This window comes from Proteiniphilum sp. LBM24028, from assembly GCF_056629195.1.
The window spans coordinates 3,006,499-3,024,214 of record NZ_CM152817.1 but is presented as its reverse complement, the minus strand read 5'-3'; the positions used below and the strand labels follow the sequence as shown (position 1 = coordinate 3,024,214).

Sequence of the window (17,716 nt, the reverse complement as noted above, 5' to 3'; positions counted from 1 at the left end):
CCAATTATACATCTGTTTTTCATACATTTACAATGATTTTTGTTTGAATAAAATTGGACTGGTTGCAGTCAGTTCAGTTATTTGAAATCTACAGCCGGATGATATTGCAGTATCATCCGGTTTTTTTAGGGTTATCGTGCTTTTCTAAGTTATCATAAATTTATTTTTTAGGGTTTGACATCTACAAATATTTCATCACTTTTTGGAGTAAAGGTTATTGGTGCTGCAGCTTCCAGACCTTTTAGCAGTTTAAATATATCATCTTTTAAATTGAGTGTTCCCGATCCGTGAAGTTTTTCAACTCCTTTTGTCCATACTATTTTCCGACCGTAATATTTGGATAGTTTGTTTAATATATTAGAAAACTCTTCGTTATCAAAAATATAAGTACCATAACGCCAGGAGGTGTAATTTTCTGTGTTGACTTTACTTTGGGAAATCCTACCGGATTCAAAGCAAAGCATATCACTTGGTGCGAGCGTTGCCTCCAGATTATTTTTGGTATGAATGTTTACTTTTCCACTAACAAGTACTACTGCCGTATTACTGTCTCCTTCATAAGCGGATACATTGAAACTTGTTCCCAACACATTTACATCCAACTGATTTGTTTTTACAATAAATGGCCTTTTCTTGTCCGGTGATACTTCCAGATATACTTCTCCCTCTACAAAAATTTCCCGCTTATCGTCTACAAAAGATTCCGGATAAACGACACGGCTATTGGCACTTACCCATATATTGGTTCCGTCTGAAAGTGCCAAGAATGAACGTTTGCATGGTGGTACGATTAACTGATTGAATTTCGATTGCTTTTTTCCCGGTTTGTCATTTTCTTTAGAAGCCACTTTCTCGGAATTGATAGAAAGCGTACCTTTTTCATCATACTGAATGACGGATTCTTCTCCTTGGATAGTCATCTCGTTGTTGTCACTTCGTATGAGTTGTACTTCTGAGGGAAACCGGGTGGGCTTTGCTACTTCTTCAATGGCCATTAAATTATCATTTGAGTAGAAATCATTGTAGTAGGTCCAGCCAAATATACAGAATAATGCAATACTTGCTGCTGCCGATACAGTGATCCATAAATGCTTTTTGTTCTTTTCCTTTTTAGTAACCTCAATGCTTTGATTAATTCTATTTAGTAATTCATCTTGTGCATTTGCTGAAATTTCTTTTTTTCGGAAAGGTATTCTGCAAATAATTTCCTGTGCCCGGTTGATTTCAGAAGCTAATGCCTCGTCATTCTCTATGATAGTATTCCAGAAACGAATACTTTCATCCGTTGGAGTGAGCTGTGATTCCAGGAAAAAATCATCTTGCAATAGTTTTTTATATGTATAACCTTTATAATTCATGTATTCTTTAATCCTTTCCTTGTGTTTACAAGGTAACATACAGAATACAATTGGTAGAAGAAAACATACTCACCCTAAGTGATTTTTTTTATGAAAAGTGAGAAAGTGGTGGTATGGGAATAGATTATGCAGTCTCTATGATTTTGTATAGCAATGAAATAGAAAGAGGAAGAGGTAGTCGGCTTTCGCGCATTTTTCTTAATGAGCGCTGAATGAGATTTTGTACGGACTGAGTATTCATCTGCATCAGAACGCCTATCTCTTCCATAGAGAGTTCTTCTATGAAGCGATGATAAATGACTTCGCGTTGCCGGTCCGTCAGTTGGTTCATTAGTTGCAGGATTACTTTTCTTGTCGATTCCTGTTCCAGACTTGACAACGCTTTGTTTTCATCTGAATGGTCTAATATATTATATAATTCCTGTTCTTCGAGTTTCTCGAATACCATTTCGCGTTTGAATGTGTTATACAGACTGTTTTTGAGAGCGGTGAAAAGATAGAATTTGATATTAACCTCTTTCTTCAATTGTGTACGATTCTTATATATGCGGACGAAAACATCATGTATAGCATCTTTTACAATATCTTCGTCTTGAGTGAATTGAATGCCATAACGAAAAAGAACCCCGACATACTTCTTGTAAATCAGTTCGAAACTTTTATCATCTCCGTTAATAAAATCAATCCAAAGATGATTTTCTTGCCTGTTTGAGGGTGAAAATGAGGTTTCCTGTTCTTTATTCATATGCATTGGTTTTTACTCTCCAACACAAATATAGTAATTTTTGCATTATTAATGATTTTTTTTCACTATTAACCGACAAAACCTAAATCTCGTCGATATTATTTTGCAATTATTTGATATTTATTTCATTATAATTTTATTTGCTGTTTTCAAAAAACCTACCCCCCCGTTAAAACAACGACAGTTGTATGCCCGTGGGGCTTTTGTTCCGGCTTTTTGCCCGTTTAGTATATGCCCGCCTGCCCTCGGTCACCACCCAAGCCAACTCCAAATGGCTTATCAAGTGTATCCTTATCAGCGCGGCAATCGTCGAGAACGCTTTCCCGCTTTCGTTAACCGCTTGGATGACTTGCAGCAGCAAGTGTGCTATAAGCGTGCACCAAACCTGCGTCTTTATCCCGTTCTCCGTGTCCGAGTAGAAGAAGCGTAATTGAAAGTTCTGCTTCAACTTCTTGAAGGTCAGCTCGATAGTCCAACGATATTTATAAATCAAGGCGACTTCTTCGGGCGTTATCTCCCAATTGTTGGTGATGAACTTGTATCTCCTGTTCTTCTCGTCCTTGTAATGGACCAGCCGCAGGCAAAGCGTTTTGATCCGCTTGTCCTCCTTGTAATCCAAATGGATGTGCTCTACCTTGTAAACGCCAAACTCCTCTTTGGAGAGTTGCCTCTCGAACAAGACCTCCTGAACTTGCGCTTTGGCGTTGTCTTTCAATCGGCAAACAAAATTAACGCCTTCCCGTGTCCATTCGGCAAATTGCAGGTAGTAATTATATGCCTTGTCAAAGACCAGCATACTTCCTTTACCGGGATTCAAATGCGCCAGGAACTTCTTGTCATGCATCTTCGCCTCGCTGATCTTGGCGAAAATTGCAGTTTCAGTGTGTACGTCGGTCAGCATATGCACTTTCAGTCCGCCTTTTTTCTTGCCGTCATCCTTGGGGTTGCGACCCACACCTTTCATCACTTGTGAGAAAAGGCTCACAGTGGTGGAGTCGAACGCGTAAAACTCCTCAAAACTGACATCTTTTTTCCGGCTGACCGACAAAAGCGGACGAAAATAAGCGATCAGGGAGAAATAATACAGCCTGAAAAGCTCCTCGTCTCGGTCGCGCAAAGCGTCACCGGCCGTGCTCTTTGCGGGAGCCACATCCATGCCCAGATGGTTCAGCTTACCGCCCAGGGCCCGCATCCCGTCGCAGACCTCACCCATGGAGTCGCAGCGTGAGAAAATGCCGAAAAGCATCACTATGAGCTGTTCCCATGAAAAAAATGTTTTGTAGTAACGGTCGCTACCGTACTTCGCCACCAAAAGGTCAAATTCATCTCTTGGCAACATTTTTATGATTTGTTTCAAAAGAGGCTGACCGACTAATTTTTTTGAATTATCTTTGCCCATGGTTGGAAATTTAGTTTTTGTCAATTCCAAATTTACAACTTAGGGACGAGACTTCGGTTAAGTCCCTATTTTTTCTTCATCATCTTCTTTTTTTTAGTCGGTCAGTAGTGTAAGAATATATTAATACTGTAAGGGTAAATGTCTCAAAATTGAGTCGGTCTCTTTTTTGTACTGTTAAAAAGAACGGCAAGCTCTCATTTCTATTAACGAAAACCTGCCTGATTGTTTACAGATTAGTATCTTCTTGTTCGAAACCCTTTCCGGTTCTGTTTTCAGATCCGGACACAATCATTGTTAGCGTTAAATTATGTCAAGAACTTGACAAATAAAAATCAATTTTTTTAATTTTGTGTCAGGGAGAAACCTTATCCCTTTTTACTATGCCGGCCTTCACCGGAATGAAAAAGCAGGTCTGATCCAGGATATCATTTTGCTGAAAGTGACCGGCAGTTTTTTATATACAACAATTAAAAGTTTATTATTTGATTTTTTGTGAACATTGAAAGGAGGATTATTTATGTTAAATCGCAAGCAGATTTTGACCCGAATTTTTCTGCCATTCTTACTGGTTATGCTATCTGGCAGCCTTACTGTAACCGCACAGTCACTACGTCTGTACACACCCTACCCGGAAATCACTGTCCCGCCGGGAGAAACCATCGATTACTCCATTGACCTGATCAATAACGGAGCATCTATCGCCACGGCGGAGGTCACCGTGGATGGAATTCCTGAAACATGGTCATATACGCTTCGTTCGGGCGGCTGGAGCGCCCGTCGTATCTCGGTCCTGCCGGGAGAGAAGAAAACACTTAATCTCAAGGTTGAGCTGCCTTATGATATAGACAAGGGAAGTTATACCTTTCGGGTGCTCGCTCGGAACCACGCTGTGCTGCCCATCACCATCGAGGTTTCCGAGAAGGGGACGGTGAAGACAGAGTTCACCGCTGATCAGGGTAACATGCAGGGACATGCCACCTCAAACTTTAACTATAAAACCAAACTGGAGAACCAGACCGGAGAAAAGCAGCTTTACGCACTCACTTCCCATGCACCACGTGGCTGGACGGTGGTTTTCAAACCCAACTATCAGCAGGCCTCTTCGGTGGAGATTGAGCCCGGGCAAAGCAAGGATATATCCGTGGAGATCAAGCCACCCTACAATGTAAAGGCAGGAAAATATACCATTCCGGTGATGGCTACCACCGGCTCCTCCTCAGCACGACTGGAGCTGGAGGCCGATATCTCGGGAAGTTACGGCGTTGAGCTGACCACCCCCGACGGTCGCCTCAGTGAGAAAATCACCGCCGGCAGGCGTAGGAACCTGGAACTGATGGTGCGCAACAGCGGCTCTACCGACCTGAACAGCGTCCGTATGACTGCTGTCAAGCCCCGGGGCTGGGAGGTAACCTTTACACCAGACACCATCCCCTTTATTGCCGCGGGTGAGAGTACTCAGATAAGGGCAGAGGTGAAGGCTTACGGGAAAGCTATCCCGGGCGACTATGTCATTAACCTCACTGCACAGACCCCCGAGATTAATGCTGATGCTTCGTTTCGCATGTCGGTCAGGACACCCCTGCTCTGGGGCTGGCTCGGCATACTGATCATCCTTAGTGCGATTGGTACTGTTTATTGGCTGTTTCGTAAATATGGAAGGAGGTAATTTATGCAGTCATCAACCATTGAAATCACCCATATCACCAGGAAGTATGGAGATTTTACGGCGGTGGATAATCTTACTCTTTCGATAGGCAAAGGTGAGGTCTTTGGGTTGCTGGGACCCAACGGTGCCGGAAAATCGACTACCATTCTAATGCTGATGGGGCTGACTGAACCCTCCTCGGGCAGTATGCGGATCTGTGGATTGGACCCTGTACGTCAGCCTATTGAGGTGAAAAAGAAGGTGGGCTACCTTCCTGAGGATGTGGGTTTCTATGACGACCTCACCGGACCGGAGAATCTGGTTTATACTGCCCGTCTGAATGGTATTCCCGAGCGTGAGGCCGAAGAGAGGGCTCTTCTGTTGATGCGGCGAGTAGGTTTGGGGGAGGAGATGGATAAAAAGGCTGGGAAGTACTCCCGTGGCATGCGTCAGCGCCTGGGTCTTGCCGATGTGTTAATGAAAGATCCGGAGGTGATCATCCTCGACGAACCCACGCTCGGTATTGATCCGTCGGGGATCAGGGATTTTCTGGGGTTGATTGTCAGCCTTAGCCGTGAAGAGGGCATTACTGTGCTCTTCTCGTCTCACCATCTGCATCAGGTACAACAGGTGTGCGACCGTGTGGGCATCTTCGTGAAAGGCCGTCTGCTAGCGCAGGGCGATATCGCTTCGCTGGCACGTCAGCTGTTTGCCGACAGTGATGAGAGTGGTCAGGAATATGGTCTGGAAGATATTTATTACCGTTATTTTGAAGGAGAAAGTAAAGATGAAAGTAACAGCCATTCAGCATAAGTATATGACCAGAGCGTTCTGGGAGGAACGACTGCGTAATATCATACCTGAGCTGCGCGATCAGTTGATCTCTTACCGCCGGTCGGGCGCAGCACCGGGTGTGTTCCGGTCGATGGTTTTGAAGGAGGTAGGCGATCATTTCCGCAGCTGGAGGGTGATTATCCTGATGGTGATTATCCTGCTCACCTGTATCGGGTCGCTCTATACCGCACTCACCGCGATTAGTGATACTGGTAGTGCGGGTAACAGTGACGAGACCTTCTTCTTTCTGCATCTCTTTACCCTGTCCGACGGAAGCTTGCCTCCCTTTTTCGTCTTCATAGGGTTCCTGGGCCCGCTGCTGGGCATCAGCCTCGGCTTCGATGCCGTTAACTCGGAGCAAAATAGGGGTACACTAAGTCGTCTACTGGCGCAGCCTATTCCGCGAGACTACGTGATCAACGCCAAGTTTGTCGCAGCATTACTGGTGATCGCACTCCTTTTCTTCGTACTGAGCTTTACGGTAATCGGTGCAGGGTTGCTGACCCTGGGCATTCCGCCCACACCCTCAGAGTTTATGCGGATCCTCTCTTTCATGCTGCTCAGCATTGTCTATGTGGCGCTGTGGCTTAACTTGTCGGTCTACTTCTCCGTCCGGTTCAGGCAGCCCGCCACCTCGGCGCTTGCCGGCATCGCCGTCTGGCTCTTCTTCACGGTCTTCTACCCGCTTATCGCCAATCTGCTGATCAAGGCGGCGGCACCGTCGCCCTACGCTTCGGGACGATCGGTCTACCTGTTTGAGCGGTTCCGTTTTCTGCTGATGCAAGTGATGCCCAATGAGCTCTACAGCCAGGCCACCTCCACATTGCTGATGCCTTCCGTGCGTAGCCTTGGACCGCTTACAATGGAGCAGATGGAGGGGGCCATCCCCGGCCCACTGCCGCTGGGTCAGAGTCTGTTACTGGTCTGGCCACAACTCACCGGACTGATCTCTCTCACTATCTTCTGTTTTATCCTCTCCTATCTCGCCTTCATGCGACGTGAAATCCGGTCGAGGTAAAAGGTAAATGGACAGAGTTGTAAATTTTTTTCAATAATCCGTGTTCCAGCGGATTGGAAAAAATATGGAGGGTGTCTCCTTGCCGCAGAAAGAGTTGCCAGTTCATTCATGTCACCCCATGATGCTCTGAATGAAACATGGCCTAAAAAATGATGGAATGATCTCGTTATTCTGTAATACTGAGGTAGAATGATGCCTCATCATTTAAAGAATGGAGGCAGATGGATTTGTGCGGTCATTAAAAACAAACAGAAGGGTTGAAGTCGCAATACTCCAACCCTTCCGTATATAAGCGGCATGTCAATAACGCTTTCTAAAGCTGTCAGCCGTATACCTGTTTCACCGGGTATGGCCTGTGAATGTTGCAGGTGCTCAAGATGGTTTTTTAAATAAACATATAATAATAGACTTACTTCTTGGACAGGTAATCGGCAATTCCTTCCTGTGTGGCTGAAAGCCCTCTGTCCCCTTTGTGCCAGTCGGCAGGACACACTTCACCATATTCTTCGGTGAACTGCAGCGCATCAATCACCCGCAGTATTTCATCTACACTTCTGCCCAGAGGCATATCATTTATAACCTGGTGACGTACAATTCCCTCCTTGTCTATCAGGAAGAGTCCACGGTAAGCTTCTGGCGAACCTTCAAAAAGCGTATTGCCAGAATCATCCATGGTATACTCTCCGGCCAGCACATCATATGCCATGGAGATAGTCAATGAATGATCTGCAACAATAGGATAGGTAACACCCTGGATACCGCCATCATTTTTTGGAGTTTGCAGCCATTTCCAGTGTGATACGGCCGAATCGGTAGAGGCTGCTACCACCGCAGTATTCCTTTCCTCAAATTCCTTCAGCTTTTGTTGAAAAGCGTGAAGCTCCGTGGGGCATACAAAAGTAAAATCCGCAGGATAAAAGAAAAAAACAACATATTTCTTCCCAAGATAATCATCAAGTGAGAAATTTTCTACTATTTCTGAGCCGTCTACTACGGCAGGAGCCCAAAATACCGGTGCTCTTTTTCCAACTAATACTGACATAATAATTCAACTATTAAATATGATAAATCGCAGGTCAAAGATAAAGGTTTTGATCCCGGAAAGAAAATTCCCGGAGGGGAATGATATATAGAATTTTTTTATCAATTGAAGAATCACCATCTTCGTCCTTTCGTTGTTATGCCGCTCAATATAATAAAATTAACATTCATTTCGGCATATTATCTGCAAAAAATATGTACTTTTGCATGCAATAAAAAATAAAGGGTTATTCTTATGTCATTTATTGCAGATAAAATTGTCATGGAAGGGTTAACGTTTGACGACCTTCTGTTGGTTCCGGCTTACTCTCAGGTTCTCCCCCGGAATGTAGATCTCACTTCCAGATTCTCCAGAAACATTACGCTTAATATTCCGATGGTTTCGGCCGCGATGGATACGGTCACCGAGGCAACGCTGGCTATAGCAATTGCCCGTGAGGGAGGTATTGGCGTGATTCACAAAAACATGAGCATTGAGGAACAGGCCAGGCAGGTACGTGCTGTTAAACGTGCCGAAAATGGCATGATATTAAACCCCATCAGCATCACCCCCGATAAAACTGTGTCAAAAGCCCTGGCGATGATGTCGGAATTCAAAATCGGCGGTATACCTGTTGTCAATGCCGACAATACATTGGTCGGTATCGTGACTAATCGTGATCTGCGATTTGAAAAGTCGATGGACAAACGCATCGAAGAAGTGATGACAAAGGATAATCTTGTGACAACCCGTCAGTCCGCCAACTTGGAAGATGCGGCAGAGATACTGCAGCAGCACAAGATCGAAAAACTACCCGTAGTGGATTCTAACTTTAAGCTGGTGGGTCTGATTACCTATAAGGATATTACGAAGGCAAAAGATAAACCGTTTGCATGTAAAGATGAACAGGGGCGTCTTCGCGTGGCTGCCGGAATAGGTGTCACCCACGATTCCGTGGAACGGGCCACAGCCTTGATTGAGGCAGGCGTTGATGCCATAGTCATTGATACGGCACATGGACATTCTCAGGGTGTAGCCGATATGCTAAGGCAGGTAAAGGGAAACTTTCCGGAAATAGACGTGGTGGTAGGCAATGTGGCTACAGGCGAAGCCGCACTGTTTCTGGCAGATGCGGGTGCCGACGGTGTGAAGGTGGGCATCGGGCCGGGATCAATTTGTACTACCCGGGTTATTGCCGGTGTGGGTGTTCCCCAGTTGTCAGCGATCTATGATGTAGCCAAGGCGCTTAAAAACAGGGATATTCCCCTGATAGCAGACGGAGGGTTACGTTATTCGGGAGATATCGTGAAGGCTCTGGCGGCAGGAGCCTCCTCGGTGATGATGGGATCATTGCTTGCAGGTACGGAAGAGTCTCCGGGTGAGACTATCATATTCAATGGACGCAAATTTAAATCATATCGAGGAATGGGTTCGCTCTCGGCCATGCAACAAGGGTCTAAAGACCGTTATTTCCAGGATGTGGAGGATGACATCAAAAAGCTCGTCCCCGAAGGCATTGAAGCCCGTGTTCCCTTTAAAGGTACAATTCAGGAAGTGATCTATCAGATGGTGGGCGGTCTTCGTTCCGGTATGGGTTATTGCGGGGCGGAAAATATTAAGAAGCTGCATGATGCAAAGTTTACCCGGATTACTTCGGCAGGTTATACCGAGAGTCATCCTCACGGTGTGATGATTACCCGTGAAGCTCCGAATTATAGTAAAGGAAGTGAGTAGTCCGTTTTTGGACATACTTAAATAAGATGGCAACCGGATTCAGGTAATGAGTCCGGTTGTTGGTTTGTAATACCCCGTTGTTTCATACCTTATACCCCATTGTTTCATACTTTTTCTTTTACCTGAACCCTCCCTGTTAATTGAATTATCGGATAACGGATAATTGATGAAAATGGGATATTATTGTTCATCTGCTGCAACGTTTCGTTGTTTTGAAACGTCTTAAGGGTAAACAGGGAAGCTTTATGTCGGAACACCGTTTGATACTTGCTTGCAAGCAGGGTAAATTGTGGGCGAGGAAGGAAGTGTATGATCAGTATGCTCCTGCGATGATGGCACTTTGCAGGCGTTATATTTCCGATGCCGAGGATGCGAAAGATGTGCTGCAGGAGGGGTTCCTGAAGATTTATACTGAAATAGGACAATACTCTGGAAAAGGATCCTTTGGCGGATGGATTAGGAGGATCTTTGTCAATACTTCGCTTGATTACATACGTAGAAAGAACAGGTTGAAGGAAAAAGAGCTTTTGATTGATATTGAAACAGGGAGTGATGACGATACACCCCATTTAAAAGATATCACAGCAGAGGAGTTGATGCAGTGTATTGGTGAACTTCCCGATACCTTTCGTACGATTTTTAATTTGTATGCGGTAGAGGGTTATAGCCATCGTGAGATTGCCACAATGCTGCAGATAAAGGAGAGTACTTCACGATCCTTTTTTTTCAGGGCGAGGCTGTTGTTGCAAAAAAAAGTTATTCAGTTATGTGACGACATACAAATAATGGGAAGAAAAGATGCAATCAGATGATAATAACAATATAGAAAGGCTGGATAGGTTTTCCCTGGAAGTGGGGAAGAAGCTGCGGGAACACCGGATGGCCGTCGATCCAGGATTGTGGGAGATCCTGTCGGACAGACTTCCTTCTCGCAACAGACGATTTCCGGCATATTGGGGCTGGTCCGCCGCAGGTGTGGCGATATTACTGCTTGGATTGCTACTTTTTCTGAACCCCTTCACAGACGGGCCTGTCATTGAAATGCCACAGCCAATTCCCGATAATGGGCGGAAGACGGAGTTGCAATCCCGCATCCCTGTCGGTAAGGCTGACATTCAAAAAAAAGATATGACCGAGGCACAGCAGTTGTTTACACAAGAAAGCTCACTTCAAAGACAGAAAATGAGAGAATCCGAAAGCGTGGTTTCCCGCAGGATCTCATCCGGTATGGGGGAGCTGACTGAAAAAGAACATCTCAGGGCAGAAACTTCACTGGAAGAGGTACCCACACCGGCTGAAGTGGTGGAACAGGACAAGACGTCAAAATCAACGGTTACAGAGCCGGACGGGGATTCTGCAGAGTTGTTATCTGCGGAAGATTATCCCGCTCTTCCCGTCCATACAAAAGATTCGAGACTACATTCTTTCTTATTGGCTTTGGGTAGCGGCAACAGCCTGCCGGATATCAGTCCCGGAGAATATGACGGAAGTGAATCGTTTTATTACGACAACCCTGTTCCTGGTATTGGTTTTTCCAATGACGCTGACGCTGGCCGGGGAGAAAAATACAATCTGTTAACGCCAGGTGATTTTACTGAGATAATGCACCGTCTTCCGGTTACTATCAGTTTGACAACCGACTTTCCGGTCGGAAACAATGTAAGTCTGGAAACCGGATTGTCCTATACCTATCTGTTTTCCCGTTTTCGGCGAAACGACCAGCTGGTATATCGGGGTACGCTACAACAGCATTATATCGGGGTGCCTATAAACCTGCGATACCAGATGTGGCAGAACGACTCCTGGACCCTTTATCTGTTGGGTGGTGCTACTGTGGAAAAGGGAATCCGCTCCATTTACAAGCAGGAAATTGAAGAACAGGGTAATGTAGTGCATCACACCCATGTATATAACCGCATTGCCGGTCTTCAGTTCTCTGCTCAGGGTGGTGCCGGATTCAGCTACCGGTTACAAAATAATCTGCACTTGTTTGGCGAACCGAGACTGCTCTATTATTTCAGGAACAATCAGCCAATGAGTGCCCGCACGGAGAACCCGCTGATATTCGGGCTGAATATAGGAGTCAGGATACAATTTAAATAACTAAATCTATATGGGTATGCAAAAGTTGACTTATTTATTTTTTATTGCCGGATTGTTACTTTTTACCGGATGCAAGGACTATGTGGATGAGTACGTTACCTATACCATCAACGAGCCGGTTTTTATGCCTGTGAACGAGTTTAGAAGTGCCGTCGCTGTGGAGCAGCCTCAGCCCATCGTAAAACAGGGGAAGATTCTGTTTTTTAACGGTTATCTCTACATTTCTCAGCCGGAGAAGGGTATTCATGTGATTGACAACCGGAATCCGTCGAGTCCTCGCAATGTGGCGTTTATCGATTTGTTGGGAAATGCCGACATGCAGGTGCGCAACAATATTCTCTATGCCGATTCTTATATAGATCTTGTTTGGTTCGATATCAGCGATCCCGCCAAGCCTGTATATAAAGGTCGAAAAGAAGAAGTGTTCCCACAAGCTTTCCCTCCGACGGAGAATGGATTCAGCATTGATTACGAAAAATCGATGGACAGAAACAATGGTATTGTTGTGGGTTGGAAGAAGGTGGAGAAAAGAGAACTGGTACGCTACTATAAACCACGCTGGTGGGGATGGGGTGGTCTGCAAAATGATGGGGCCATGTATGCTTCCGTGGGTGAAAAGGCGGGTGCCGGTACAGGTATTGCCGGTTCCATGTCGCGTTTTGCCATCTATAAAGACAACCTCTATACTGTGATGAACAATATGCTTGGTATCTTCGACCTCACCGGCGGATCACCGGTGAAAGTGGGGAATGATTACTATATCGGCTTCAATGTAGAGACTATCTTCAGCTATAAGAACTGCATGTTTATGGGCACGCCCACGGGCATGATCATTTACTCCATGGAAGACCCTTTAAAGCCGGAACGCCAGTCTATGATCAGTCACGTGTTCGGTTGCGATCCGGTTGTGGTGGAAAACGATATCGCTTATGTGACGGTTCGTTCGGGTACATTTTGCGGACAAGATGCCAACGAGCTGATTATCGTGGATGTGAGTGACGTGAAACGACCCAAGCATATTGTCACATATAATATGAAAAGTCCGAAAGGACTGGGCATTGATGAGGAGACGTTGTTTGTCTGCGACGATGGATTGCGTATTTTTAACACCAAAGACCCGCGCACCATTATGCATCCGGACAATATTCTTGCCCATTTCAAGGATATGGACGGCTTCGATGTGATTCCCTTCAACAATGTATTGATGATGATAGCCGCCGATGGTATCTATCAATATGATTATACCGATCTTCAACACATCAAACAATTGAGTCGTTTGCCTATCGGCAAATAAAACTTCCCTGTTGGCTCAATTGTCTGCTGCCGCCGAAGAAATCCGGCGGCAGTCTTGTTTAATCTGTAAGAAGGCTTAATTTCATTTTTTATTCTTCAGTACCTTTTTGCATGGGTACAAAGATAAAATCTCCATGCTCCGACTCACTGAACTTCTCCTCGCTTACGCGTTTGATCACGGTCATCTTCTGTCCCATCCTTCCACCCAGGGGGAGTACCATCCATCCACCCACACGCAGTTGTCTTAATAACTTCTCCGGAACCATATCGGGTGCTGCAGTCAGCAGAATTTTATCGAAAGGGGCTTCTTCCGCTAATCCTTCGTAACCATCCCCAAAAAAGAGATGGGGTTGATATCCCAGTCTGCCGAGTGTCTCCTTTGCGGTAAGATACAGCTCCTTGTAACGCTCAATGCTGTATACATCGGCGCCCATTTCACAAAGGATTGCGGCCTGATAGCCGCTTCCCGTGCCTATCTCCAACACTTTCTCGCCCGGCTTCAGCTTCAAAAGCTCCGACTGATAGGCCACGGTGTATGGCTGGGAGATGGTCTGCCCCTTTTCAATCGGCAACGGCTTATCAAGATAGGCATATTCCCTTAAACTCTCGTCAATAAACAAATGTCTGGGAACTTTCCCTATAGCCGCCAACACCCTTTCGTCCCTGATCCCCTTTCGTCTCAGGTCCCTGGCGAGGTTTTCGGCTTCCCGGTGATTGTTTTGGAATGTGTCGGACATAGCGGAGTCAGATTTGTCACTTTGCCTTTTTGTTGCGTTCGATGCACAGGCGACGGATCCGGCGCAACATAAGACAATAATGAATAGTGGAAGACAACGTCTTATTCTTCTTGTTCTCATATTGTTGAAATATGAATTTGAGTAATCAAAGGTAATGATTTTCTGTTTCTTATATAAATACTTTTTTTCTTTTGTCTGCAATTGAGCGAAAAATTGTATATTTCGCCCAGTTATTAGATCGGACAGGAAGCATGGGAAAAGCAACAGGTATATTTTTCTTATGGGTCTTTTCAACGTTACATTGTCATGCTATGGCACAGGAAGGAGATATGCAGCAGATTATTGAAGCAGTACAGGAAAAATATGCGCCGGACAGCAGAGTGGAGCTCTTCCGGATTGTGGCTACACAACAACAGGATACCCTCCTGCTTGAGGGAGAAACTACCAGCGAACCCGCCTATCTGGAGCTGATATTGCAGTCAAAAAAAGTATCCGCAAAAGTGAGCGACAACATTCGCCTGTTGCCGGATAAAAAGCTGGGCGACGAAACAGGGGGAGTAATCTATAATTCCGTGGGTACCCTTCGGGCCGAACCCAGGTACGGCTCGGAACTCGTTTCTCAGGCCCTGTTGGGCATGCCGGTGAAGATATTGGAGAAGAAAGACGGATGGCTGCGCATTCAGACTCCCGACAGGTATATCGGCTGGATCAATGGTTCGGTAAAAACCATGACCAGAAAGAGTTTGCAGGAATACCTGCGGAAGCCGAAGATAATAATTACTTCTGTGTGTGGGCAATCCTTTGAAAGCCAGGATGCCGCTTCTTTTCCCGTCTCCGACCTGGTGGCCGGCGATATGTTGACGGTAAGGTCGGAGAAGGAGAGGTTTTATGAGGTGGTTTACCCCGACGGGCGCGCGGCATACGTGAAAAAAACGGATGCTGTTGAAGTGTCAGACTGGCTGAGAGATGTCACGATGAGTGGAGAAAGTGTGGTAAATACTGCACTCCGGTTTAAGGGTATACCCTATCTCTGGGGAGGTACGTCTTCCAAGGGGCTCGACTGCAGCGGCTTTACCAAATTGGTTTATTTTCTGCACGGGTTGATCCTGGCGCGCGATGCCTCCCAACAGGTGTTGTATGGCAAGCTTATTGACGAGGCGGGCAATTTTGGCGAAGCTTTGCCGGGAGACCTGCTGTTTTTTGGTTCGAAAGCATCTTCCGAAAATTCAAAAGAAAAGGTTGTTCACGTAGGAATATATATTGGCGATAAACGATTCATTCACGCATCGGATTATGTCCGAATAAACAGCTTTGACCCCTCCGATCCGTTATATGACGAGTTCAATGCAAATCGTTACCTCCGCACCCGAAGAGTCATTGGAGAAGTTGACCGTGAAGGCATTGAAGAGATTTTTTTAAACAGTTTTTATCAGTAACAGAGACAAACGCAGATGAAGCAAAGCCGCCGTCAATTTCTTAAAAGATCCACAGTTGCGGCTGTAGCATTTGCAGCTCCTTCGCTTATTTTGAACGCTACTTTCCAAAAACAGACAAAATTATCCGCCAAAATGAAACTCTCCTGGACACCCTACGACCTGCAGCTCACCCATACCTTCACCATTTCCGGCTTTTCACGCACGACCACTCCCGTGGTTCTCACCAGAATTGAGTACGACGGGCTGGTGGGATACGGAGAGGCATCACTGCCCCCTTATCTGGGGGAATCACAGGCTTCGGTGATTGAATTTCTAAAAAAGACAGATCTGTCCGGATTCTCAGACCCCACGCATCTGGAAGAGATTATGACGTATGTGGATGCAATAGCTCCCGCGAACACTGCCGCCAAGGCCTCCGTGGATATTGCCCTGCACGATTTGGCAGGAAAGATGATTGGTGCTCCCTGGCATAAGATGTATGGGCTGAATAAAATGAATGTGCCCGACACCACCTTCACCATTGGGATCGACAGAGATGAGGTGGTGCGTGAAAAAACACGCGAAGCGTTGGGGCGTTTCAACATATTGAAAGTAAAAGTGGGAGGGCCGGATGATAAGCGGATGATTGAAGCTATCCGCTCCGTAACCGATCTGCCACTGGCGGTAGACGCCAACCAGGGATGGAAAGAGCGCAGTGAGGCGCTGGATATGATCTTCTGGATGAGAGAACGAGGGGTGGTGATGGTGGAGCAGCCCATGCCTAAGTCCGATTTAGACAGTATTGCCCGGCTGACGGAGGAAAGCCCGCTCCCCATCTTTGCCGATGAGTCTGTACAACGGCTCGCCGATGTGGAGCGGCTAAAAGGTGTCTTCTCCGGCATCAACATCAAATTAATGAAGTGCACCGGTATGCACGAAGCGTGGAAGATGCGCACCCTGGCACAAGCGCTGGGGATGAAGGTGATGATGGGCTGTATGACGGAGACCTCCTGCGCCATATCGGCTGCAGCACAGCTTTACGCGGGCATGGACTTTGCCGATCTCGACGGTGCGCTGTTGATAGGAAACGATTGCTTCGACGGTGCAAAGCTTGAAAACGGAAAAATGATCGCTACCGACTTGCCCGGAATCGGTGTGCTTCCCATTTTTACGTTACCAGCTCCTCAAAGAGGCGGTTGAAGGTGGCATCCAGGTCAGTCGTTTTCCCCGGATGAGTGGGGGAGGCCTGCAGGATGGAACTACGCGTGGCCGTCAGCCAGCGGAACCGTTCGGGAATATCCAGTTGCGCAATGGGGCCGCACTTCGGATTGCCCTGCGCAATCTGTTTATGTGCTTCAAGATTTTCAATCACATCTTCGTATGCCGCTTCCGAATGCATCAGCCTGAATTTTTCGGGGCAGAGATGGTATTCAAAACGAATATAACAATCTCTCTTACAGAAAACAATAAGACCTACATTAAAAAACTCTTCCCGCTCAATCCTCGGTACCAGTCGAATCACAGCGTAATGGTACAGTTTATCCTCTTGCATTTTTGGCGGTATTTAGAAAGTTTTGGGAATGCTGCAGTCGTGTTTTTAAAAAGTTGCGATAGGTCTTCCGGATCTCACCGGGAGTCTCCTGCGTATGGTTCCACGTCAGCCAGTTGTCGGGGATGAGTGAGACGATCTTCTCCAGCAGATCATCCGAAAGGATATCATGTGCAAAATCGTTTGCCGCGTCGAGCATCGTTGCCTGGGGTAGCAATACATGATCTTGTATGTGGGGAAACGGGTTGAGGGCATGTCGTTCGAAATCGTTCCAGGAGTGATGGAAATAAAACGAAGCGCCGTTGTCGATGATCCACAACTCACGGTGCCACCACAACAGGTTGGTGTTGTTGAAGGTGCGGTCGATATTGGTGGTGAACGCATCGAGCCAGACAATCTTTGATGCCAGAAAAGGATCGATCTCCACGGAGGGATCGTAGGCAATTGCTCCCGACAGGTAATGCAACCCCAGGTTCAACCCTTCGCTTCCTTTCAGCAGGTCCTGGATTTCCTCATCCCCTTCGCTCCGGCCAAAGTCATCGTCAAGCGTGGCAAAAACCAGTTCGGGGATATGCAAACCCAGTACAGATGCAATCCTTCCGCCCAGCAGCTCCGATACCAGCATCTTTGTGCCATGGCCCGCACCCCGGAACTTCAATACATATTTGAATCCGTCGTCGGCTTCAGCCAAAGCCGGCAGTGAGCCGCCTTCTCGTAAAGGCAGGATATACCGCATCACCTTCACGGTACGCAAAGAAAGATCTTTTTCCATCAGGTGCAAAGATACAACAATCTCATGAAACGAGCATTATAATCATTGTCACACAAGAGTATGACTCAAAGCGAGTTCCATATGACACCATTG

16 protein-coding genes are annotated in these 17,716 nt (G+C 46.2%); 9 read left to right on the top strand and 7 right to left on the bottom strand.

Features of this window, described 5'->3' with window-relative positions; all coding sequences use genetic code 11:
* Positions 1-167: 167 nt before the first annotated feature.
* From AC1HCU_RS12175 to AC1HCU_RS12165, 3 genes are all read right to left on the bottom strand, one after another.
* Positions 168-1,358, bottom strand: coding sequence for a FecR family protein (locus AC1HCU_RS12175; RefSeq protein WP_480366329.1), 1,191 nt, complete (start codon positions 1,356-1,358; stop codon positions 168-170).
* Between the two features lie 124 nt (positions 1,359-1,482).
* Complete coding sequence (locus AC1HCU_RS12170) at positions 1,483-2,103, bottom strand: RNA polymerase sigma factor (protein WP_480366327.1); 621 nt, start codon at positions 2,101-2,103, stop codon at positions 1,483-1,485.
* Positions 2,104-2,272: 169 nt separating this feature from the next.
* A complete protein-coding gene (locus AC1HCU_RS12165) occupies positions 2,273-3,502 on the bottom strand; it encodes an IS4 family transposase (protein WP_480366325.1) in 1,230 nt (409 codons plus the stop codon).
* Between the two features lie 517 nt (positions 3,503-4,019).
* On the opposite strand from AC1HCU_RS12165, the gene AC1HCU_RS12160 reads away from it, so the two are divergent.
* The 3 genes from AC1HCU_RS12160 (at position 4,020) to AC1HCU_RS12150 (ending at position 6,999) form a co-directional block, all read left to right on the top strand.
* Positions 4,020-5,168, top strand: coding sequence for a COG1470 family protein (locus AC1HCU_RS12160; RefSeq protein WP_349681122.1), 1,149 nt, complete (start codon positions 4,020-4,022; stop codon positions 5,166-5,168).
* Between the two features lie 3 nt (positions 5,169-5,171).
* Entirely contained in the window at positions 5,172-5,960 is a 789-nt protein-coding gene (locus tag AC1HCU_RS12155) for an ABC transporter ATP-binding protein (protein ID WP_286861422.1), read from the top strand.
* Between the two features lie 112 nt (positions 5,961-6,072).
* The gene (locus tag AC1HCU_RS12150; protein ID WP_480371183.1) at positions 6,073-6,999 is read left to right on the top strand and encodes an ABC transporter permease; all 927 of its coding nucleotides are present in this window, start codon (positions 6,073-6,075) and stop codon (positions 6,997-6,999) included.
* A 409-nt stretch (positions 7,000-7,408) separates the two neighbouring features.
* Here the strand turns inward: AC1HCU_RS12150 and AC1HCU_RS12145 are convergent, their stop codons facing one another.
* Positions 7,409-8,041: a peroxiredoxin gene (locus AC1HCU_RS12145; protein ID WP_480366322.1), complete on the bottom strand. Its 633-nt coding sequence runs from the start codon at positions 8,039-8,041 to the stop codon at positions 7,409-7,411.
* Between the two features lie 234 nt (positions 8,042-8,275).
* Here AC1HCU_RS12145 and guaB point away from each other — a divergent pair, with 234 nt between their 5' ends.
* From guaB to AC1HCU_RS12125, 4 genes are all read left to right on the top strand, one after another.
* Positions 8,276-9,754: an IMP dehydrogenase gene (gene guaB / locus AC1HCU_RS12140; RefSeq protein WP_480366320.1), complete on the top strand. Its 1,479-nt coding sequence runs from the start codon at positions 8,276-8,278 to the stop codon at positions 9,752-9,754.
* Positions 9,755-9,999: 245 nt separating this feature from the next.
* Positions 10,000-10,566, top strand: a complete 567-nt coding sequence (locus AC1HCU_RS12135) for an RNA polymerase sigma factor (RefSeq protein ID WP_480366318.1) — start codon at positions 10,000-10,002, stop codon at positions 10,564-10,566.
* Positions 10,553-11,857: an outer membrane beta-barrel protein gene (locus AC1HCU_RS12130; protein ID WP_480366316.1), complete on the top strand. Its 1,305-nt coding sequence runs from the start codon at positions 10,553-10,555 to the stop codon at positions 11,855-11,857. Before AC1HCU_RS12135 ends, AC1HCU_RS12130 begins: the two co-directional genes overlap by 14 nt.
* 16 nt (positions 11,858-11,873) lie before the next feature.
* Entirely contained in the window at positions 11,874-13,151 is a 1,278-nt protein-coding gene (locus tag AC1HCU_RS12125) for an LVIVD repeat-containing protein (protein WP_480366314.1), read from the top strand.
* Between the two features lie 88 nt (positions 13,152-13,239).
* On the opposite strand, the gene AC1HCU_RS12120 is transcribed toward AC1HCU_RS12125, so the two are convergent.
* Positions 13,240-13,887 carry a protein-L-isoaspartate(D-aspartate) O-methyltransferase gene (locus tag AC1HCU_RS12120; protein WP_480366313.1) on the bottom strand — a complete coding sequence of 216 codons (648 nt, stop codon included), beginning with the start codon at positions 13,885-13,887 and terminating at the stop codon, positions 13,240-13,242.
* A 311-nt stretch (positions 13,888-14,198) separates the two neighbouring features.
* On the opposite strand from AC1HCU_RS12120, the gene AC1HCU_RS12115 reads away from it, so the two are divergent.
* Both AC1HCU_RS12115 and AC1HCU_RS12110 read left to right on the top strand, forming a co-directional pair.
* On the top strand, positions 14,199-15,323 hold the full coding sequence (locus AC1HCU_RS12115; RefSeq protein WP_480366311.1) for a C40 family peptidase: 1,125 nt from the start codon (positions 14,199-14,201) through the stop codon (positions 15,321-15,323).
* A 15-nt stretch (positions 15,324-15,338) separates the two neighbouring features.
* A complete protein-coding gene (locus AC1HCU_RS12110) occupies positions 15,339-16,502 on the top strand; it encodes a dipeptide epimerase (RefSeq protein ID WP_480366309.1) in 1,164 nt (387 codons plus the stop codon).
* Here AC1HCU_RS12110 and AC1HCU_RS12105 read toward each other — a convergent pair.
* Both AC1HCU_RS12105 and AC1HCU_RS12100 read right to left on the bottom strand, forming a co-directional pair.
* On the bottom strand, positions 16,471-16,854 hold the full coding sequence (locus AC1HCU_RS12105; RefSeq protein WP_480366307.1) for a DUF3037 domain-containing protein: 384 nt from the start codon (positions 16,852-16,854) through the stop codon (positions 16,471-16,473). The two genes, AC1HCU_RS12110 and AC1HCU_RS12105, sit on opposite strands and share 32 nt — an antisense overlap.
* Positions 16,841-17,623 carry a HipA family kinase gene (locus AC1HCU_RS12100; protein ID WP_480366305.1) on the bottom strand — a complete coding sequence of 261 codons (783 nt, stop codon included), beginning with the start codon at positions 17,621-17,623 and terminating at the stop codon, positions 16,841-16,843. Before AC1HCU_RS12100 ends, AC1HCU_RS12105 begins: the two co-directional genes overlap by 14 nt.
* Positions 17,624-17,716 lie beyond the last annotated feature (93 nt).